The organism is Amycolatopsis sp. NPDC004079, assembly GCF_040610415.1.
In the GTDB taxonomy this organism is placed as follows: domain Bacteria; phylum Actinomycetota; class Actinomycetes; order Mycobacteriales; family Pseudonocardiaceae; genus Amycolatopsis; species Amycolatopsis halotolerans.
This window is the reverse complement of sequence record NZ_JBEXMH010000004.1, coordinates 102,242-123,317: the sequence shown is the minus strand read 5'-3', so window position 1 is coordinate 123,317 and position 21,076 is coordinate 102,242. Positions and strand designations below refer to the sequence as shown.

16 protein-coding genes and 3 pseudogenes are annotated in these 21,076 nt (G+C 64.3%); 7 read left to right on the top strand and 12 right to left on the bottom strand.

Going from position 1 to position 21,076, the window contains the following annotated elements; all coding sequences use genetic code 11:
• Positions 1-40: 40 nt before the first annotated feature.
• The 3 genes and pseudogenes from ABZX37_RS05870 to ABZX37_RS05860 all read right to left on the bottom strand — a co-directional run.
• A complete protein-coding gene (locus ABZX37_RS05870) occupies positions 41-259 on the bottom strand; it encodes an LxmA leader domain family RiPP (RefSeq protein ID WP_354736416.1) in 219 nt (72 codons plus the stop codon).
• 511 nt (positions 260-770) lie between these two features.
• Positions 771-1,064: an integrase core domain-containing protein gene (locus ABZX37_RS05865; protein ID WP_354736713.1), complete on the bottom strand. Its 294-nt coding sequence runs from the start codon at positions 1,062-1,064 to the stop codon at positions 771-773.
• A 734-nt stretch (positions 1,065-1,798) separates the two neighbouring features.
• Positions 1,799-2,151 (bottom strand): annotated as a pseudogene (locus ABZX37_RS05860) (DUF2637 domain-containing protein); the annotation flags it as partial.
• 400 nt (positions 2,152-2,551) lie between these two features.
• Here ABZX37_RS05860 and ABZX37_RS05855 point away from each other — a divergent pair.
• Positions 2,552-4,108 (top strand): hypothetical protein, encoded by a 1,557-nt coding sequence (locus tag ABZX37_RS05855; protein WP_354736415.1) that lies wholly within the window; start codon positions 2,552-2,554, stop codon positions 4,106-4,108.
• Between the two features lie 620 nt (positions 4,109-4,728).
• Here the strand turns inward: ABZX37_RS05855 and ABZX37_RS05850 are convergent.
• From ABZX37_RS05850 to ABZX37_RS05840, 3 genes are read right to left on the bottom strand one after another with little or no spacing between them, the layout of a single operon-like run.
• On the bottom strand, positions 4,729-6,648 hold the full coding sequence (locus tag ABZX37_RS05850) for an AAA family ATPase (RefSeq protein WP_354736414.1): 1,920 nt from the start codon (positions 6,646-6,648) through the stop codon (positions 4,729-4,731).
• Entirely contained in the window at positions 6,645-7,214 is a 570-nt protein-coding gene (locus ABZX37_RS05845; RefSeq protein ID WP_354736412.1) for a hypothetical protein, read from the bottom strand. Before ABZX37_RS05845 ends, ABZX37_RS05850 begins: the two co-directional genes overlap by 4 nt.
• Entirely contained in the window at positions 7,211-8,608 is a 1,398-nt protein-coding gene (locus tag ABZX37_RS05840; protein ID WP_354736410.1) for a hypothetical protein, read from the bottom strand. Before ABZX37_RS05840 ends, ABZX37_RS05845 begins: the two co-directional genes overlap by 4 nt.
• Positions 8,609-9,050: 442 nt before the next feature.
• On the opposite strand from ABZX37_RS05840, the gene ABZX37_RS05835 reads away from it, so the two are divergent.
• Entirely contained in the window at positions 9,051-10,265 is a 1,215-nt protein-coding gene (locus tag ABZX37_RS05835) for a hypothetical protein (protein WP_354736408.1), read from the top strand.
• Positions 10,266-10,294: 29 nt separating this feature from the next.
• Here ABZX37_RS05835 and ABZX37_RS05830 read toward each other — a convergent pair whose 3' ends face one another.
• The 6 genes and pseudogenes from ABZX37_RS05830 to ABZX37_RS05805 form a co-directional block, all read right to left on the bottom strand.
• Positions 10,295-10,939, bottom strand: a complete 645-nt coding sequence (locus ABZX37_RS05830; RefSeq protein ID WP_354736406.1) for a hypothetical protein — start codon at positions 10,937-10,939, stop codon at positions 10,295-10,297.
• A gap of 564 nt (positions 10,940-11,503) precedes the next feature.
• Positions 11,504-12,490, bottom strand: coding sequence for an integrase core domain-containing protein (locus ABZX37_RS05825; protein WP_354736404.1), 987 nt, complete (start codon positions 12,488-12,490; stop codon positions 11,504-11,506).
• A gap of 89 nt (positions 12,491-12,579) precedes the next feature.
• The gene (locus tag ABZX37_RS05820) at positions 12,580-12,747 is read right to left on the bottom strand and encodes a hypothetical protein (protein WP_354736725.1); all 168 of its coding nucleotides are present in this window, start codon (positions 12,745-12,747) and stop codon (positions 12,580-12,582) included.
• Positions 12,744-13,055 carry a hypothetical protein gene (locus ABZX37_RS05815; protein ID WP_354736724.1) on the bottom strand — a complete coding sequence of 104 codons (312 nt, stop codon included), beginning with the start codon at positions 13,053-13,055 and terminating at the stop codon, positions 12,744-12,746. The genes ABZX37_RS05820 and ABZX37_RS05815 overlap by 4 nt, the downstream gene beginning before the upstream one ends.
• 145 nt (positions 13,056-13,200) lie before the next feature.
• Positions 13,201-13,506 (bottom strand): annotated as a pseudogene (locus tag ABZX37_RS05810) (reverse transcriptase domain-containing protein); the annotation flags it as partial.
• A gap of 245 nt (positions 13,507-13,751) precedes the next feature.
• Complete coding sequence (locus ABZX37_RS05805) at positions 13,752-14,507, bottom strand: barstar family protein (RefSeq protein WP_354736402.1); 756 nt, start codon at positions 14,505-14,507, stop codon at positions 13,752-13,754.
• A gap of 255 nt (positions 14,508-14,762) precedes the next feature.
• Between ABZX37_RS05805 and ABZX37_RS05800 the strand changes: the two genes are divergently transcribed.
• From ABZX37_RS05800 to ABZX37_RS05780, 5 genes and pseudogenes are all read left to right on the top strand, one after another.
• Complete coding sequence (locus ABZX37_RS05800) at positions 14,763-15,035, top strand: pentapeptide repeat-containing protein (RefSeq protein ID WP_354736401.1); 273 nt, start codon at positions 14,763-14,765, stop codon at positions 15,033-15,035.
• Positions 15,036-15,225: 190 nt separating this feature from the next.
• Positions 15,226-15,843, top strand: a pseudogene (locus tag ABZX37_RS05795) (caspase family protein); the annotation flags it as partial.
• Between the two features lie 891 nt (positions 15,844-16,734).
• A complete protein-coding gene (locus ABZX37_RS05790) occupies positions 16,735-20,106 on the top strand; it encodes a hypothetical protein (protein ID WP_354736722.1) in 3,372 nt (1,123 codons plus the stop codon).
• Entirely contained in the window at positions 20,099-20,431 is a 333-nt protein-coding gene (locus ABZX37_RS05785) for a hypothetical protein (protein ID WP_354736399.1), read from the top strand. The genes ABZX37_RS05790 and ABZX37_RS05785 overlap by 8 nt, the downstream gene beginning before the upstream one ends.
• Positions 20,428-21,021 (top strand): hypothetical protein, encoded by a 594-nt coding sequence (locus tag ABZX37_RS05780; RefSeq protein ID WP_354736397.1) that lies wholly within the window; start codon positions 20,428-20,430, stop codon positions 21,019-21,021. The genes ABZX37_RS05785 and ABZX37_RS05780 overlap by 4 nt, the downstream gene beginning before the upstream one ends.
• The last annotated feature ends 55 nt before the right edge of the window (positions 21,022-21,076 follow it).

Below are 21,076 nucleotides of genomic sequence, written 5' to 3'. Positions count from 1 at the left end.
GAGAAAACCGACCCCGGGCGCATAAGCCGTCAACGGTTGACTAGCACGGTTTCTTGATGGTCTTCCAGATACCACCGCCCGCGGAGGCAATTCCTGCGGCGCGCTGCTGGGAAGAACGGGTAGCGATGATGCCAGCCCGGATGAGGATGGGAACCAACGCCGGCGTGGTCGCAGCGGGCGATGACTTGCCGTCGAACTGGTCCAGTTCATCGGCCGTGGTGTAGGCCGTGTAGCCGTTCAGAAGATCCGTTTCGGTCATGGTTTGCATCGTGTCCTCCAAATTTCATATCACGATTTTGTCGCAGTCAAAGAAAAAATCCTTTCACAATGAAGTCACCTTGATAACCGCGGTAACCGTGAACCAATCACCCTATTTCGGATATATGCGATTCACCTTAGGCTGCGACTTGCGCTCGCATTCTACTCACGGGACAGCCTTCGCTGGGAAGTGCGACCCATCACGATCAGACCATGATTTATTACTGGAACCGTTGCCCGCACTCCCAGCCTGGATCTCGGGCACAGCCAGTCAGACCGACGCGCTATGGCTGCGGCATCGGTGCATCGCACCGTGCCCCGCAAGTGGCTTGCATGCGCCGTCAGCCCAAGAGCGCAGGAAGCGACCAGTCCTCCCACAATCCGCCAGACGTCGCAGACCGCTCCGATGTGAAACAGCGACCGGTCATGTCGGCGAAGTCCTGAACGCCTCAGGTGCAACACAATCCGGCATTCCAAAGCCTGTCCGCAGTCATCGGCTGCGAGCTGGGGATTCAGGCGGCTGGCAGGTAGTCGTTGAGTAGTCCTGCAAGGCGTCGTGTGCGCTTGACCCGGTCCGGTGGGGTGGGCAATGGGACCACGTTCGGGTCGTCATCGGGTGCTCGTAATCCAGTGCCGTGGCCTTGGTGGCTGCGGCCGGCGTTGTAGTGCTCGACGTACGCCTCAAGCACGTGGCTGAGGTGGTTAGGACCGGTGATAAGCAGCCGGTCGGTGCATTCGCGGCGGAGCGAGCAGATCCAGCGTTCGGCGATCGCGTTCATCCGCGGTGCTTGCAGTGCGGCAAGCACCGTGTCGACGCCGATCGAAGCGAACGCCGCGTCGAAGGCCGCGGTGAATTTGGCGTCCCGGTCGCGGATCAGGTAAGTGAACCGGTGTCCGCTGTCCTCAAGATCTGCAGCGAGGTTGCGAGCCAGTTGGGTTGCCCAGGCTCCGGTCGGGTGGCCGGTGACGCCGAACAGGTGGACCCGTCGGGTGCGGTGCGCGATGACGAACGCTGCGTACAGGCGCTTGAGCGTGACAGTGTCAATATGGAAGAAGTCGATCGCGAGAAGACCGTCAGCTTGGGCACGCAGGAACGTGCGCCACTTCCTGGCCACGAGCCGACGACGCCATCGCAGCAATGTTGCGGGTGTGACGATGCGGCAGGATCGCAGGGATTTCGGCAGGAGCCGGGACAAGGCCGCGAGCACCGCCCGATCGGCCCAGTCCAGTCGTGGGCAAGGGTTGGTGCGGCTCAAAACGGCGACCTCGTGGCGCAGCGCGAGTATCTCCGCGTCCTTGGAGGCTGAGCTCCGGGCCAGCAGCGTCAGCCAGGACAACACCTGGACCAAGATCCCATACGACAGCCGAACAGCCACAGACCACCGATCAACGAACGGCACAAACAGCAGGTCAAGGCTAGCGACCGAGTTCTCGACCAGGACAGGCAGACAGGCCGATTCCGCCGAGTTCGACGACCAGCCGTGCGCAGTCGGCTTCAGAACCCCAGTTCGCTCTGCAACGACAGGCGAGCCTTGCTCGGCCGGTGTCGTCGCAGCGCCCGGTTGAGCAACTCCACAGTAAGCAACAGAGCAAGCGGAGGGCAAGCCACCGCCGTCACCCCGAACACACTCAACGACGGGCAGCACCAATATTCGCACACAACGACAGCGAGATCCCGAACAAGAAAGCCGCCCACACCAACCACCGACCGCTCCCCCGCTGGCCCCGCCACAGCTCAACCGTCGCAAAGGTGAGCAGCCCATCCACGATCAACGGCCAAATCACCGCGGTCGTCGCATCTGCGCCAAACCGCGAAGCGAACATCCGACCGTGCTGATACGACGCATACGCCGCACCTAACGCTAACCAACCCCATCGCACCACGCTGCACACGCAATGACCATGACCGAGCCCTTCGAACCACTGCTCCGTTCGGATGCTCAGCAGCGCACTCGTGCATCGACCCTGTCGTCACGTCGGCTCACCCCGACGCACCCGACGGCAGCTCACAATCCCCACCACCGCGGAGACCCTCAGCTCAAAGGCCACATTTCCCGATGTAGATCTCGTCCGAACCGCATCAGGGGCACGGACTTGAGACACGGTCGAGTGAAGCGCGCCGAGCGATCACCGATCCGCGATCAAGCCCCAGTCCGAGCACGATCCCGTGACCGCAAGGAATCGGAACGTCCCAGACCGACCCGCCATCCTTTACGTCACCGGACTTGACCGGCCCCGGCGTTATAGAGCCATGGATAATTGCAGAATGCGAACGGCGCCGGAAGAGACAAACGTGATCATCCCCGAATGCGCCATGACCGCGCTGATGTCGATCGCCTCCTCCCGCAGGCAGTCGCGGGACAGCACAATCCGGCAATTGCTGGAAGTTCACGTCCGCGACCAGGAATTGCGAAAACCCGGCAATCGCCTCACTCATGTCTCGACCGTGCTCCGCTACCCGCCAGCTCCGTTGGGCCGCAGGCACCGTAGCCACGGCATTCGACTGCGGCTGCGACTGCCCCTCGGTCTCACCGAACGGGCGAGGACGGTCTCCCTATCGCTGCCCGGTCAGTCATTGCGCGCACGCAAGGACTATCAAGCTCGACAGTTGACCGATGCCGTGATGACGGCAATCGCTACGGTCTCGCCCTTCAGCGACAACTTCCTCCGTGGCCTTCCGCCACTGCTACTGCACTGCACAGCGATCCGCCTTTGGCAGGCTGCTGTCGCTGCGACATGCACAACAGCCGAGCGGGACCTCATCAATGAGGCCTATCAACTGCGCCTCATGCCAACAGATAGCTTGAACGCAACTCACAAACGGCTACTGCGGATCGCGACAGCACTGGAATCTGACGTGGCCTGGCACAGCCCGCAACGCTTCGAGATTGCAGCCAAACTCGCCAGGGCATGGTTCCGCGGCCCCGAGGCACCCAGGGACCAGACACCGTTACACCTGCCTGAAGAAGACTGGAACGAGGAACTCCAGGACCTGCGCAACCGCCTCCAGGACACTTCCGGAGGCTACAATTGGTCAGGCCGTGGGGCCACGGCCGTGTGGCGAGCGCACCGACTGATCGAGATGCAAGACTTCGCCCAGTGGCTCATCGGGCGTACCAGCTCTGCCAGCACCGAGAACTATCGAATCAACCTTCCCGGCTGGCTCGTCAGCGCACCGGCGGGCTGGTGCGCCCGTGCACTGAGGGAGCCGGTCGAAGAGCCCTTTGCCTCTTGGTTGACTACCGGACGGCTGCTTACATTCTCCCACTCTGGTCTCCTGATAGCATGGCCGCTGCGGCAAGCCGACTCTGTCACCGGTTGGGAGCCTGTCTCGGGACTCGAACCTATCGTCGCCGCAGCGAAGCGGATCCCGTCATCGAAGATCGTTTCGTTCGTCGAAGCCATCCTGTTGACATGGAACGCCGGCAGCACCGAGCAGCGAAAGGCACTCGAGCCTCCGCTGCAGATATTTGTCGACAAAGCTTTCGAGTTCGGTTTCATCGACGCCGACGAGATGCGTGCCGCCAGGGCCAAGGCTCGGAGCGAGACGGTGCAGCAGATGAGGTCCATCGTTGATCACTTGTCTCCCGAGCACACCGCTCTGCGCCCCGAACTCGCTGCGGCGATCGGCAAGGCTCGGGAGTTCACGGCCCTCGCGAAGACAGCCGGAATCACATTCCACATCGTGCGCGCGACGTGGGCTTGGCCTCTGACGACCGTCGTCGAAGAGGCATTGAGCGGTCAGCGGACCGATGCGGTTGAGTGGTTGGCTGGCGCTGCCTACCGCCACCACAACCGACAATTGCAGCGGTCGATGGAAGCGGCCTGGCAACGCGCGTTCGATCACTGATCGAACCGCTCAGCCTGCGCATGCACTTGTGCCGCGGCACCTTACGAGCCCGAAGGTGTGACACCCAACATAATACCGGCCCTCGACGTCGAAGTTCACTCTGTACCCCGACCCACCGTTTCGAGCCGACTGGCCACGGTGACAAGGAAGGGCAGAGATGACGGAAGTGACGACAACTGCGATCGTGGTAGCGGCGTCGAGCGGGTGCGGATTCCTCAGTCTGCTTGCCATCCTCGTGTTCCTCTGGAAGGTCTACAAACGCGGTGGCCGACACGATCTCGCGGCAGCCGCCCGCGCCCTTCACGAAGCCCGTCGACGCCGCCTGCCGCTCGCTGCATGTCGCCGCCACCCGCCGAAGCGACGCCGTCACCGCCCGCCACGCAACCGAACACCGCATCCCAATGCGCCGCTCCCAGAGCTTCGAGCTGCGCAGCATCCTTCCCGTGCGAGACCATGAGGCACTCGGCATCGCGATGCGCGAGCCAACGCGGCGCGATCGGCGTCCATGGAACTCACCTAGCTCGATCTGCAGCTCAACACGCTCGAGTTGCTGCTAAAGGAGGCTATCGTTGCGCAAGCGATCCTTGCGGCAGAGGTGCCGAAATCGAGCCGCAGAGACGCTATGTGCTTTCTTCGATGGTCTGAACGTCGTTGGGCCCGGGATGCGGGATCGTGGAGATGGTCGGGGTGGCGTAGTCGAAGTCGATCTGGGCGTAGTTCGCGCGGTATTCCTTGGGCAGTTCGTTGTCGGCGATGATCACTTGGAGCCGGCCGGGCAAGGTTCCGACCAGGGTGGTAAGTCTTCGGTACATCGCCTTGCTCAGGCCTGCAGCAGTATTGAGCGCCATACGTGGGCTGTCGATCAGGAGGAACAGCGGATAGGGGCTGTCGGGCGTGCGCAGGGCGACCGCCACCAGCGAGCACCAGTAGGCGACCTGGGTGGCTGTAGTCAAGCCGCCGCCCAGTTGGTTGTCCTTCGAGAACACGTTGCCGTTGATGACTGGCAAGTACCTCTTCGAATCGATGGCCGCAGTGTTGATGCCAGGGATTCCGATCGCTCGTACGGTGGTGGCGAATTCCTCGCTGAGCGCGCTGATGATCTCGTTGCGCCGCTTGTCCAGCATTTGCTGTGCCAGTTTGATGTCGCTTTGCAACTGGGCGCGCTGGGAGTTTAGGGTGCGCACGTGTTGGCTGAGGTCAGTCACGACGTCCCATTGCCGCAAGATGGCTTCCCACCGTTGCTGCTCGCTGCGCGCGCTCGCCAATGCCTGTGCAGCGTCGCTGAAGGCTTGCAGACGCGGGCTGACGCGTTCGGCGGTTCGCTGCTCAATCTGGGCATTGAGAAGGTTGATCAGCCGGTTCTTCTCGGTCGCAGCCTGTTCGGCCGTTGCCTTTTGACTGCTCAGGGCGACGATTTGCTCGCTCATCTCCTGAATCTGGTCTCGCAACTGTCTCGTCTCGTACTGGTCGTCGGAGACGTCGGCGCTGACCGGGTCCAGCTGGAGGCACACTCTGCAGGCGTCGGCGGGTATTTCTCTGCCTTCGAGCGACTGCATGCATCGCGGGCACACCTTGAATTCGATGTTGGCGAGAACGAGGTTCGCCTCGCGCATGCGGCCGAGCCGGTCTAGATCTGCCTCGACTCGTCGGCGTTCCGCCGTGAGCTGGGATTGACGGCGGTTGATGTCGGTGACGGCTGCGGCGAGATCCGCGGCACCGCGTTCAGCGTCGGAGAGCAAGTCCCGCAACGCGCGGGTGTTACTGTCGCTCACCGGGTCCAGTTCGTCGCGAAGCCTGGCGAGCTGCTCTTCCGCAGCGACCTCGCTCATCTCGGCGGCATGGAGACGCTGTTCGGCTTCTTCTCGTTGCTTGGTCCCGCTCTCGTGCAGGAAGTCGACAACAGCTGCGTGCCGCGCCTCGGCCACGGCGATGTCGCGCGCAAGCTCGTTGGCCTGAGCGCGCAGGTCGAGGATCTCGGAGTCAGTGAGTCCGTACAGGATCTCGAACACGGTCCGGCGCTTGAGATCCTTAAAAGTGTCTTGACTATATGCGATGTCGTGGTTGATTTGCCGCTGTGGAATGTAGAGGTAGGCGAGAATGTCGGCAAACGTAACTCGATTGCCTGCCTTCTTGCTCTTCTCAGAGCTGGCGCGCAGATCGTCCCGCAGGCCCAAAGACTTCATCAGCAGCGAGTTCAGGGAGTACTCGGCATCAAGACCGACATCGTGGTCTGGCAGACGATCTTGGGTGACCAAGTCGGTGACCCGGACCTTACGGCGTTTGGCGCTGTCGAGGCTGCGAGCGAGCTGGAGCCGCGCGTCGCCAATGCGCACCTGGAGGGTCACCGAGTCGATGTTGTCCACCGCAACCGGTGCCAGCGCTGCTTTCAGCCCGAATCCGAACTTCACGAGTTCGAGCAAGGTGGTCTTGCCGACTCCCGTGGGGCCGGCGAGGACAGTAAGGTCCGAAGGGAAGCGATACTCGACCGTGCCCTCGGTGGTGTCGAGACGAATCAGCTCAAGCCGGAAGCGTGTCGTCACCGGATCTCCTGCCGGTGTGGGCGGTCCATCAGATCAGCCAATCGGTCGTAGATACGTTCTTTGAGATCGTGTCCGGTCAACCCGGACGAGGCCTCGGCAATGGCGGTACTGCGCTCGGCGATGCCGGACCACTCGGTGCTGCCCGCGAGGCGCTCGGCGGCCTTACGACCGGCAGCAGTGGGGGCGACCGCCATGCTGCCCTTTCTGGCCTTGACGTAGCGCAGCAAACCTCGGCCAGTCAGCGCGCCGAGGACGGCGTAGTAGCGATCGTCCCAAGGCCCGTACTTGTACCTGATCATCGGCGCTTCTACGTCGGTCGGGGAGGCTTCCGGGTCTTGCGGCAGATGCAGGCGCGGATCAGCCCGATCCAGTTCGTCGAGCACCACGGGTCCGAGCGCCGGGTAGCGCAGCAGGAAGTCGAGCTTGGCCAGTTTGGTCAGACCGTCCAGCTTCCTGCCGTGTCCGTCCGCACCGGCGACTGCCGCTACCAGCAGGAGAACTCTTGCCTGGTGGTAGGCGAGGTCCTCACGGAGCAACGCTAGCTCGGACTTTTCCAGGTCGATCACGGTCGCGTCCCTCCCTCGGAACGACGGGCCGCGATGACTGCCTCGACATCGAATCGAGGGCCGAACCAAACCTGGCAACGGTTAGACAGGTCGCAGAGCCCGCCCAGCGCGATCTCACTGTCGACGCCAGCGGGAAGCTCGCCGGCGTCCTGCAGTTCGACCAACTTGTCGTCCATGGCGGTCCAAAGGAGGTGGCCGGTACGCTCTGAATTTCCCATCACGCGGTCGCTGACTCGACGCAGCAGCCGCTCCAGGTCCCTGCGGACGACCCGTGCTTCGAGGTCTTCGCCCTCTCGGTCGCGCCAGTATTCCTCGTATTCCATCCGCAGGGCCGTAGCCCGGCTCACCGCGTTCGAGGAGCACCCGCCGTGAGCCATCTTGATCTCAACTTTCGATATAGGGGGTACGGTCGGTACCGCTTGGTACGCGCCGGGGACAGCGAGCGCGGTCTCGACGGCAACATGGATGTCATCCATCGTGACGAGTCGACGCGCAATTCGCCGCCGCACATCCGGTTCGGGACCGCCGCTGCGGTCCCGCTGCAGGACCAGGGGGAGATCGCCATACGTCGTCTCCCCACGCGACTGCATCCGTTCGCGAAAAAGAGCCAACACCGCCTTCCAAACTGCTACGCAGTCCGTCAGGTTGCGACCCATCTTCTCCAAGACGGGTTTGGCGTACTTGGTCGGCGCTGCGTCCGCGACCACTCCTTGGTTGACCTCGACGGTGACGATGGTCAACGAGGCCAGGAAAGCCAGGACCTCGCGTTGCTGGTCCTCTGCCGCGACCCCGGGAGAAGTCTCAGTGCCCTTCCAACGCTTCGCCGTTCCACTGTCGTGAGCCACGATCGCGGTGCGCAGCTGCTTCACGACCTTGTTCTCGTCCGGCTTCACGGCTGGTTCGTGGCTGTTGGTTTCGAGCGCCCTGAGCCGAGCTGTCAGATCCCTCAGCTCTCGCGCTGGACCTGCTTTGAGGCCGCCTGTGGTCACCAACCGGCACTTGGGCTTCCTCCCCAGCGCGAACCACCGGTTGAACAAGTGCGCGACACCGCCGCCATCAGCCAACATCGCGACCGTGGTGTATGCGCCGACATCCGCGCTGCGATGCTTGGCCGAGACAATTTCCATGACCTCCCCGCTGCCTACGACCCAGTCCTCGTGCCACTCACACAGGACGTAGTCGTCGCAGCTGGGATCCAGCACACCCTCTTCATCGAGAGCATCACGGTAGAGCGCGAGCCCATCCGCGGCAGCCATAGCCGCCTGCCACGCATACAAGTCGGCAGTGTTGGCACCCGCGTCGTCGAGCTGAGCGACGGCAGCGAGATCGTCAAGGTCATCCGCGCGGCTGGCTATCGCCCACGGGCGAACGGCTTCCGGAACCGTCTCCGTCATCGACAGCTCGTAGCCCGGCCGACCAACAGTTCCCGGAGCTGGGTCCGGCGACGGCACCAACCAGGCCCATGCGGTCGTGCACCCTCAGCAAGACCGCCCTCATCTCCACCTCGCATACTCATCAGTCGTCAGCTCGGCACTGATCGTTTCGCTGAATCATGCGGAAGTACATGATCACTCACCGAGACCTCCCGCGCCGGCCTGCTGGTGCTGCGCCAGCGCGGGCAGCAAGGCCCCGAGAAGAAGACGAAAGACCGCCCCCGCCCGAACCTCCGGCAGCGAGGAGGCACCACGCATGTTGTCATGGCTGCCCAGCACAAACGAGCTGGCCGATGACAAGCTTCGCGGGTTTCCGAGCTTGATGCACTCGGCCTGCGCATCGGGAGCCAGCCCCGGCCGAGCGACGGCTGGGACCAGAACGCGTCACTCGTCCACAGCCTCAGTGGGCGGTAACTCACGGGCGGGAGCAAGTGGCGAACGCCACCTTGCCAGGGCTGGCAGGATCGTTGCCGTGACGATTTATGCCTTCGATGAGACCCGGCGTCTTCTGATCCGAACCTGGGACACAGGTGCCGGCTGCGTCGCAAGCACCGTCGCCGAACTGGCCGAGTCCGCCGTGCTCGACGATGCGCTGCACCTCGCCAATGCCCTGACCGGGCTGTCCCGCCAGCTCTGGCGCACCTACACCCACCCGGCCAGCGCTGCAGCCAGCCTGGAAACCAACACCGAGGGATGGCGGCGACAAGGCGATCGCGATGCCTTCGACACCGTGATCGACGCCCTGAAAAGCCCGAATCTCCCGCAGGACGGCTACATGATCCAGTCCTACATCCCGGTGGAGGAGGCAGCCCACCGCGTAGGACGCGCGCTCCACCAACTCTGTAACCCGGCCCTCACCGAACAGATAGTCACAGACGTCCAAGACGAGCTGGCCGCTGTCGAACACGCGGAACGCGGAGACCTGACCGGCAGAGCACGCCAAGCAGTCTGCCTCACCCGGGCAGACGCCTCCCCGCTCCAAGTGGCCGCCGCGGACGACCTGTTCCGAGAACAACCGACCGGCTCCCAGAAACTCTTCACCGAAATCGACCCGACCGCGGCAGCCGTAGCCGCGGCGCACTGGCTTCAAGCCGCCGCAGACGTCGCCGCCGACGTCGCCGAATGCGACCCCGCCGACGTCGTTCGAGAAGCAGACGACATCGAGGCACTCGCCGTCGAGACGCCCACCCACGTCCTGGAGCGGCTGGAAGCCGGAGAAACCCCGCGGGAAGTGGTCCTCGACCTGATCAGAACCGCGATGACCGTCGCCGAGGGCCGGATCGCCGACCTCGAGGCACTCCCCGACCTCATCGAAGACGCCATCACGTGGTCCGAGCAAAGCCGTCCCGGCGAAGAAGACGCGCTCGCTACCAGCCAGCCTCGCATCACGCTCCTCGATCCTGCACGCCCCGCCCACGACCTGCTCGAAGACCTCCTCGACGGAATCCACGGCTGCCACCTTCTCTACAGCTCATACTCCGACAACGACGATGAAGACGAGGACATAGACAGGGATCTCGACGAAGCCGAGATCGAGGAACTCACCGAACGACTTGACGCCCAATTCGCAAACGCGGTCCGGACAGAAGCCGCAGCCAACCAGAACCGGCTGGCATAATCGGACACGACTGCGCAAACCGGCTTGGCTCAGGCAACCGCCGCCGGGGCTGAGCCGGGCCCGTCGCGCCACTCCGCACGCACCATCTGCGTCAGCATGCGGGAGCGTTCCGCCCCCACCCCCAACGCCTTCCGCAACCCCTCCGCCGAAACCGGACGCTGATGCTGAGCACGATGCCGCGCATCAACCTGTCGTGCCCGCTCCACCAGCTCGGGATCAAGCCCAGACGTTCTCTCGCCTGAGTTCTCCGACGAGAGTCCGGATGGGTCGACCCGCGACTTATCGGCACGCCGATCGCGATCGACTGCACCGTGCAGGTCGACAAGAGCTTGCAGGAGCCCCGGACCGACCTCAGACCAGCCGATCAGCAACAACGGCCCCACCGCGTCGAACAACGCCTTGCCGACCTCGCCCGCAGCCAGCGGCTCGGCCACGTTCAACGCCAACGTGACCACACTCGCCCCGACCAGCAACCGCTGCGCAGACCGCATGGTCGCACCAGAAGCGCCGCGCGCCGACAGCCGCCGAACCGCGACCAGCAACGCCACCACCGTCAGATCGACCGCCGGGGCAACCAACGGTGCTACCCAGACCGGCACACCCAAACGAAGAGCAAGAACCAGCACATTCCCGAAGCCGAAGAGGAACGTCAGCCCGACCACGACACCCACCATGACGCTTACCGCAGAGACGACTGGATCACGCCGAGCACCCGGCCCCGTCACTCCGACCACCTCACGACGCAGCGCCCCGCTGGGACCGGACCAGACGGCACAACCCGGCATGTGCGAGCCCGAGGCGAGCCCGAGACCTCCACCACACCACAACACCGGCCGACACGGGGCGACACCGCAAGCACGTTGCGACCAGACGAAAAGGTCTTGTCCACCATCACTCGACACCATCCGACACCTCAGGCAGCGAACTCTTAACCAGCGGGTTCGGGGTTCGAGTCCCTGATGGCGCACCCTCACTCCCCAGGTTACCGGAAACGTTAACCTGGGGTTTTGTGCTATGCGGACAGATTTCTTCCGGTTCCGGACTGTCCATTGTGGTCTCCTGCGAGCCCGAGGGGAGCCCGAGAGCGCGGGCCGGGTGCAGCGCTGTCTTCCGCGGTATCGCACCAGCGAGTTTCCGCGCGGCTTCGGCAAGAAGTTCCTGGGCGACGTTCGTGTAGAGGTCCTGTACCGCTTCAAAACTCGATGCGGGCCGATGACCAGCGGTAATGTCGACTAGGTTCACGCGGCTCTTCGGTACTCGTTGATCACGCCGCCCAGCACACGACGACGGTGGATCTGGGCATCCAGGTCCTGCAATACAGTCCGGTTTTCGTCGTTGGGTGCCCGTTGCGCCCGTGACTGATACGGGCGGTGTCCGTTGTGGTGGCCGACGTATTCGGTCAGGACGGTATGCGCATGCCGAGCGTGGTGGATCAGGAGTTGGTCAGTGCACTCGGTGCGGGCGGTGCGCACGAACCGTTCGGCGTAGCAATTCGCCCTCGGCGCCCGCGGCGGTGTCCTGACGATGTTCACGCCCCCGCTGCGGAACACCTCGTCGAAGGCTGGCGTGAACTTGGCATCCCGATCTCGGACGAGGAAACGGAACGCACTGATCCGCTCTCCGAGGGCCGTGGCCAGATTGCGGGCGGCCTGCGCGACCCAGTCACCGGTTGGATGAGCTGTGACACCGAGAAGATGCACTCGGCGGGTGCGGATCTCCATCACGAACAGGACGTACAGCCGACGCAGGAAGATCGTGTCGATATGGAAGAAGTCGCAGGCCAATAGTCCGGCCGCCTGCGTGCGCAGGAAGGTTCGCCACGAGGTGTTGGCCTCACGCGGTGCCGGACCGATCCGGTGGACTCGCAAGATCCGCCGGATCGTGGCTTCACCGACGCGATAGCCCAGCCGCACGAGTTCGCCATGAACCCGCCGGTATCCCCAGCGGGGATTCTCCCGTCCGAGTTGAAGCACGATCTCGCGTACTTGTGCGCTGATCGGAGGCCGGCCAGATCGATTCGGATACCGCCACTTCCGCGCGACCAGATGGCGATGCCAGGCCAACAAGGCGCCCGGCGTGACGATCCGAGCCATCCTCACCCGCCGGGGAAGCAGCCGAGCCAGCGCGGCCAACAGCGCCCGATCGGACCGCGTCAACCGCGGCCGGCTGACCTGCCTGCGCAACACCGCGACCTCGTGCCGAAGTACCAGCAGTTCAGCGGCCACTGCTGTGTCATCACGCGCGAGTACGCCCAGCCAGCCGAACAGCCGGACTGTGATCAAGTAGAGAAGCCGCGAACCGACCAAACTGCAGGTCAGCGCATTCGACCAAGTTCTGACGCGGCACAGAGCCCGAGACTTCGCGCCGACTGCCGCGGGATGATCGCCGCCGCCGCGAACGCCACCTGAGGCAGAACCGACGTGTAGGTGTCGGACGCGATGGTGATTGAGGAGAGCCGCAGCATCCGCTGCACCACCTTCATCTCCACCCCCGCCGCCAACACCAACGTCGCCGCGCCATGGCGGGCAGGGTAGGTGCAGACGTGCTGCTCGGCGGTCCCCGCTTGCGGCGACGCTGGATACGCCAGCCGAGCAAGTCGAAACCCTCGTCGACATGGGTGATCATCGTCTTCGCGGCCGAGAGGCGCAGGCCCATCGGTGCCAAGATCGCCGCGACCGCATCGCGCGCCTGTTCGGCGTGCTCGCGGCCGCCGGACACAACGACCAGGAAGTCGCCCGCATACCGGATCAGCCGGTAGCTGGCCTGGCCGCGTATCGACGTTTGCGGCACTACCACTCGCGTGTGGCCGACCGCGCCGCTTGGGCGAAGTACTCGTCCAGAGCGGACAGTGCGATGTTGGCCAGCAGCGGGGAAGGATTCCGCCCCGCGGAGTGCCGATCTCGGTGTTCCTGAACTGCCTGTCCTGGTTGAGGATTCCGGCCTTCAGGAATGCCTTCACCAGAGCCAGCACGCGTCTGTCTCCGACTCGACGTCGCACCTGGTCCATCAGGGCCGCGTGGTCGATCGTGTCGAAGCACGCCTCGATGTCGCCCTCGACCACCCTCTCGTAGGAGTGCTTGGCCAAGAACCATGTCTCGGCGATCGCGTCCTGTGCCTGGCGTCCGGGGCGGAACCCGTAGGAGCGTGGGTGAAAGTTCACCTCGAAAATCGGCTCCAACACCAGCTTCAGGGCCGCTTGGACCACCCGGTCGACTGTGGTAGAGATTCCCAGACGACGCATCTTTCCGTTCACCCTGGGAATCACTCCGCCTCCAGCGCGACGCCATCGACACGCTCGGCACTGCGCTCAACGGCTCGTCGATCGCCGAGACGACCAGCTCCGACTGCGACGAACCGCCACCTTGCGCCGCCTTCGTACGCTGACGTTGCCGTCAACTACTGCTGTCAAGACCCGCTGAAGGCCCACCAGGAACTGCCTGATGGGCCTTCAGTTTTGCACTTCTGACGCCCAGAAATCGAGCGCTGCTACCTGAGTGTCACGTCTACGCCGAATTCTCTCAGAATGTCTATAGCGGACGCCGCCAGCGAGGCACCCATCCTTTCTTGCGCGCCGGAAAAGTGTTCCCATACCAACTTAAACGAAGCACTAGCGTTTCGGGACGACGCAAGGCAGTCAGCAAGCCCGTCAAGAGTGGATCCAAAATATCCGCCGGGACCATTAACCGCTTCGCCAAGCGCACAATAGAAGCTGCCTTCACCAACGATCTGACTTCCATCGATTACGCAGATTTCGCCAACGCCGTACCTCTTAGCCGCATGCCCAGTTTCGAACCAAGAGTTCTGCACCACATGGAGCCAGCTAGCATGCGATTCGATGGGATACCCCACCCATTCCCCCTTCATAAGGGGACCCCCTGAAGACCATCGACGCCAGATTGCTCCCGCTGCGACGTACGGGCAGGTATAGCCATAGAAGGTCGCAACAAAGCCACCCCGCCCGGGGCCTTCCTTACCCTCGAACGTAGAGCGCAGCCCTACCCGCCCGATGCAATACGACCCGATCGCCTTGCCGAGTGAGTTGACCACGCGCAGCTCTACGCCTGACAGGTCCTTGCCGAGGCGGACCGGTTCTCGCGCAGACCCGAAGACCAAGATGTCCTCTGACTGTGCGTGATCAGACTCCACAAAGAACCCGTTGATTTCATGCGCCGCGATGATGACCGTTCCGGACTCTTCTTCGACTAGGCGATAGAGCGGAATAACCGGGCTGCTTTCACTCATCTCGCACCTTCCCACTATCAACCAGGTGAATTCTAGCGGAGAGCCCGGAGAAGTCTGACAGGGAAGTGTGGCGCGCTGCAGGTCTTGATCGCCTCGTAGTGGTCAGTCGTCCACCCCATCACTGTCCGACCATCGGGCAGGGTCTTCGCTAGAATCCGAGATCTGTCACCCTTAGATCCGGGAACTCGATACTCCAAGGCACCCGCCCACCGCCTCTCGTGAGGCAACCTACCTTCGAATACACGCTGCGCCCCAGTGGCAGGATCCGTCTGCGGAACGCCTCTCCCGGCTCGCTTCGACGGCACGACCTTCAACGGTGTCGCCCGGTTCAATGGCGCGACTTTCGGCGGTGCTGCCCGGTTCGGCGCAGCGAATTTCCGCGGCCTGACTTTGTTCGACAAAGCCGTCTTCACAGGCGAGGCACAATTCGGAGGCGCAACCTTCCGCGGTGCCGCCACTTTCATGGACGCGACGCAGGAAGGAGCCGCGTTCACACCGCCCAACGCCGCCAGCCGTGGCGCACGATGACGGCCAGTTGGCCTCAAGCCAACGCGTCGGACCCCGGCGAGTTCGACGAAGCCGAACATGTCGGTCCTATCTCCGGGGCCTGAGAGTTCGCGCCGGTCGCTGTCCACGAGGCATCGCGCGCTGTAACGAACCGGTCGTCGTCTCCGAACTTTGTATGTTCGTGCAGGCGACGTGAGCTTGGGAGGCGGCCGTGGCGGATCGGCTCGCGCTGCTGATCGGTGTTCCTTCTTGTGACAATGATCTTTTCGAGGCGCTGCCGGAAGTCGTCGCCGCCGATGTCAGGCGCATGGCGGACGTGCTGGTCCAGTCGAGCTACGAAGTCCGATACTGCGGAGTCGGCGACGAATCGGGCCGAGAGCCCACCGGGAACCGGATCCGCTCGGCGACGATGAAAGCCTTCCGGGACGTCGCTCCTGGCGGAACCCTTCTGTTGTATTTCTCCGGGCACGGCGTCACCGTCGGCGGCAAGGGCTACCTGGTGCCGCAAGACGCCTATGCCGGCCCCCACGGACCCGACCCGGAATGCCTCGTCTCGCTGATACCCAGTCGCCTCGGCGAGTCCCGGGCAGGCCTCGTCGTCTTCGCCGTAGACGCATGCCGGGACGATCTGTCCGACTCGCTGGCCCTGGTGCCCAGCAGCGGTGAGCTGCCATATCCATCGGACGGTTCCTTCGTCTTGTTCAACAGCTGCCAACCCGGGGAGCGCAGCCAGCACGGTGACGACGGCAGCTATTTCACCCAAGCGCTCGCGGAGGTGCTGGACCGGCGCAACCCCGCACGGACCCTGACCGAGGTGCACGACGAGGTCATGCGCCGGATGGCGCGCAAGACGGCCAGAACCGACGGACTCGAACAGAAACCGGATCTGGTGATCGCGCACCGCCCCGGCAGCACAGCGCGACCGGGCAACTCCGTCATCTGCGCGGGCGACCAAGTGGGCGAGGCTTGGCGGCGCGCAGCGGAGAACACTCCGATGTGGGAGCGCTGCCTCAAGGACGATCCCGGCCGACAGCAGGCATCGGAGGCGGTTCTCGGCGTCGTCGACCAGTGCTCCAAGCAATGGCTCGAAGCTCAGGAGTTCCTCGCAACCCGCACCGGGATCGTCGATCCCTGGGCAGCGCAGGACTATCCGGTCCGAGTACTGGCCGCCGTCCATAAATGCTTCCCCGAGGAAGCGGGGTTCAGCTCGGTCGAGTTGGCGGTTCTCGTCGCAGCGCCGTTCCTCCGGGAAGCCGCGCTGAGTGCCGGCATCCGGCTCGCCGCGACCGTCGAGCCCACCGATTTCACCCGCACCTTCCGCGACGGAGCCAGAAGCGACCTCGAGACCACCCACTCCATCTACGAGCACGTCTGCCGCCGCGCGGAAGGCCTGGCCCGGCGCGATCGCGCGGAGCCCAGAGACGCACTGGGAATGTGGCTGGTACACCAATGGCTCGCAGTCCGTCCCTCGCTGTGGACCGAACCGAGCGTCGAACAGCTCTGCGGGCAACTGGCACGGGCGGCAGCGGGCTGGGGAACCGCGGCACTGACCGAACGCGAGCTCTGCTCCACAATCCACACCCTGATCGAGTGCGTGGACGCCTCAGCAGACGACCAGCGCCTCGTGAACTTGGTTCGGCAGCGTGTGTTCGACCCTCGCATGCGCGCGATGGCCGCAGCGCTGTGGCTGGGCGGGGTGCTGGCAGCCGATCCTCGCCGGGTGTCCGCCGTCGTGGTGGACCACCTGGGCATCGGCTCCGAGGTCCAACTGTCCGCCCTGCACGCGGCGACCGTCAACGCACGCTGGGAGCGCAACGGCACCGACCTCGAACTGCACGCGATCTGCGATCACCCCGCGCTGCACGCGGCATTCACCGACCTCGCGCACCGCGCCGACGTCGTGCTCAAGACCGCCCTGGCATTCGACCCCGCCAAGGAATTGATCGACCAGCTCCCAGACAGGGCGAACTCCGACGGACTCCGGCCAGAGAACCAGGACGGGCAGCCGGTGTTCGACACCCCGCTGCTCCGCTTCCGGCTTTCCGACGACAAGGTGCGCGAACTGCTGATGGGACGCCAGCTCTATGGCGAGCCTGACCTGGCGATCCGCGAGTTGTACCAGAACGCGCTGGACGCGTGCCGCTACCGCGATGTCCGCCGACGCTACCTCACCCGACGCGAGTGCTCCATTGTGGACTGGTCAGGACTGATCTCGTTCCGGCAAGGCACCGATCCGGAGGGCAGGGAGTTCATCGAGTGCACCGACAACGGTGTCGGGATGAGCATGGACACGATGATGAGCACGTTCGCCAACGCGGGCGAACGGTTCGTCTACCGGTCTGGGTTCCGCTCCGAGCAGATGCGCTGGCAAGAACTCGATCCCCCGCTGCGGCTCATCCCCAACAGCCAATTCGGTGTGGGGGTATTCAGCTACTTCATGATCGCCGAGGAAATTCACATCACGACGCGCCCAGTCGGCGAAGACGACGTGGTCGGCCCTCAGGCGTTCAACGTTCGCATCGCCAGCAGCGGCAGCCTGTTCCAGATCACCCATTCGAGCGACATGCCAGCGGGCGGAACCCGGATCCGGCTGTATTTGACCGGCGAGGACTCGCTGTCGGTGCTCCGCACTCTGCGCCGATTGCTCTGGATCGCCGAGTACACGGTCGACGTGATCGAGGCCAATGGATCACGCGAGAGCTGGCAACCCGAGTTGCTGCGGTTCCCCGATGCCGTCGTGGAACCGCTGAAGCACGGCGAGGACCTTTGGTGGGTCCCGGGAGAAGGCGGCTTCGCCGCCGACGGCGTCCGGACGAACGAGGAACGCCATGGCCTCATCGTCAACCTCCGCGGACCGCGCCGGCCGCAGTTCACCGTCGATCGCAACAGGCTGCGGCAATGGGACAAGGACTGGATCCGGCAGCAGATCCGTGAATCGCTGCCGGCCCTTCGGCAGTGGCCAGGACTAACCCTGCCCTGGCTGTGGGAGGTGGCGGACCAGACCCCGACCATCGCCGAGGACGTGTTCGCCTATCTCCTCGACCAGAAGCACGACATGGCCGTGCAGGGTGCCTGGGGGCGAACCAGCGCGCCGCTGAGCCGAGTCGGCTGCTTGCCCGTCGATCGCGAACTGTTCACCGGCGAAATGATCCCGTGGAGCGGCGGGACGAGGGACTGGTGGATATCCGCTTGGCGAGTGGGCGCGTGGAGGGGAGTCACTACCTTCGCCAACTCGGAGCACGTGGCCGAACCGGCGACGACTGTCGGCTTCCCTGTTGTGAGCCCGATGGATGCCAACGTGCTCGGCGCGATCTACTCTTCCGGCCGTTACTACCGGCGTCCCGGCAAATTCGGGCGACCGTCGATTGACGAGGTCCTCGAGGCGGCGGCTGACAAGGACGAGTCGCCCTCGGAACGGATCAAGCGTCTCCGTCGCTATGCAATCACCGGGATCGATCTCTCCGCCGCGCGGAACATCCCCCGCATCGACTACCGATTCGTGGACAAGGACGACGTCCTGCCCGGATCCACCGAGGAGGAATCCCTCCTCGGCGCAGTCGCTGCCTTTGCACCAGCCGACCGGCACGGATCTCCCCCAGGATTCAGCCTGGCGAGGGCTTCGGCCAACCTTCGCATCCCTCTTGGCGAGGTGATTCGGCGGGTGGCCGCATTCACCTCCTCCGACTGGACCAATCCGCTGGCAGACCGCCTCCGCCAGCTGCACGACCACGTCTTCACCCGCGGCGAAGTCGAATTGTTCACCCAGGACTTCTTCGTCGGCTTTCCCTGGACAAACCCCACCGTTTCGCCCGCTCACGTGCTGCGAGCGAGTTCCAAGCTGGGCCAACCGGTGAGCTACGTGCTCAAGCTGCTGGATCGCTTCACCGCCCTTGGTTACGCGGTGGCTGGCAGGCAGTCCTACCCGGAGGATCCAACCCGACTAGAACAGGAGGCTCTGCGGTTCGCCGAGACGCTGGGTTTCGAGCTCACCTGGCTGCACCTCGTTCAGCTCGCCGGCACAACCGGCGAGACCGTCCAGGAGATCTTCACCGGCCTGCACCGTCTCGCCGACATCGGGATGATCCGCCTGCCGGCGATCGGCGCGGCTCCCGAACCGGCGACCGAAGACGAGCAAGCCATCATCAACGACGAGTTGTACGAATTCGACTTGTCGACATACCGCCGTGTTCTGGCCCCGGGATGGCTCGCAGTGCTGGATCTGCTCCGAGGGGTCGGGGCTCGCGAGTTTCACGACTACGAGGAACGGCTGCGGCGGCGCCGGCGTCTGCTCGACATCGTCGGCCTGGATCGGCCGATCACGGTCCCTGAGGTCCTGCAGCTGGCTTGGTTCCTCGACTACGACATCGCGAAATCCATCGAGTACTTCGAAACCATCTACCCCGGAACGGCCGATCTGACGGCCCTGCCGCCAGCCGCGTCCGAAGCAGAGGGATTGACGCCTCGGCACGAGGAATGCATCGCCATGTTGGGCTCTCGCCACTACTTACTCGACAAGGGAGACAGCTTTGAGGTGGATTGGGCGCTGCGCCCAGGCGACATAGTCGCAGCCGCGGCAAGGGCACGACAATCAATTTCGGCCTTGCTCGAACGCCTCGAACCCTACCGCGTTCTCGGCGCGCCTCTTCCTGTGATCGATGCAGCTGCCCGAAAGTCGCTGCCGGACAGGCCCGCCGACCGGCATGACCTCGCGATGCTGACCTCGGTTGACGAGCTAGGACGCCGTTGCTACGTCGACACTGTGACGCCGCTGTGGCTCGTTCAGACCGCGGGCCGGCTGGGCTGGACGCTGACCGAAGCACACGCGCGCTTCGCCGCGCTCGAGCCGATCGGCCTCACATGGACCTACGACCCGGCAGCGTGCCTCCAGGATATCGCGTCCTGGCAGGACCTTCTGATCCTCACGGAATACCTGGACGGCCAGGAACCCGCGATCTCCGGAACGATCACCGAGGAGCACATTGCCGCGAGCGCCCGCGAAATAGACGAAACCGCAGCAGCAGTCCGCGAACGCCTGCGTCGCTACGCTCCGCTGTTCGGATACGAACTCCTCACGGAGGGCTCCGTTGACTGACGACACCCGGGTCGAACACCACCGGTCGATCCCCTATCAAATCAAGGACTACGAGCTGCAGCCCGGATTCGCCGCAAAACCCCTCGACGGCGGACGGGGCATCAACGTCACCGGGATCTGCCCCGGTTGCGGCGGCCGAACGACGACGAACTGGCACTATGGCATCGGAAGCGGCTATAAATCGTTCCGGCGCAAGAAGACGCCGCCGCCTGAGCCCGCCGCGGGCCGCACGGTCTGCTGCGACTGCGGCCACGGCCACTCGGACCGCCCTGCCGACGAGCCTTTCCTGGGCTGCGGTGCCCACTGGCGGGTGAAAATGTCGTGAGTACCGAGCGGCTGCTGTGGGCGCGGAAAGCACAGGAACTTCGATTCCACCAACTCGAGGCGACGCGCAAGCAGGCGGAGTCCTGGCGGACCGGATTGGCCGGCCTGACCGCTCTGTTCAGCGCCGTCCTGGTGATCAAAGGGCGCGACAACCTGACCAGCCTCGCCGCGCCCTATGCCCAACTGACTGCGGCCCTGTTCGCCTTGGCGCTCATCGCATTCGTTGTCGCCACCCTCTCGGCGATCCGGGCAGCGTCCGGAGCGCCGGGAGAGACGTGCCTGCTGGCCGGCGAGGATCTGGAAGCCTGGACCCGCAAGGAAACGGCCGAAGCCGGACGGAAGATCGTGTTCGCCCGCCGGACATCCCTGTTCGGAGTGTGCCTGGTAGCCACCGCGACCGGGCTCGCATGGTTCGCGCCGGCCGCGAGCAGTGCGGAGCCCACCGTCACCGTCGAATCGAGGAGCACGCGATATTGCGGGGGCCTGGCCGGGGTGTCGGGCGGCTCGGTCATCGTCCATTCACACGAGACCTACCAGATCATCCCGCTGGACTCCGTCGCAACGGTTCGCCCCAGCCAGTCCTGCCCCTGACCCGCACGGAGCGGACGGGCTCGATAGAATGCTGCCGTTGCTGCTGCGACGCCCG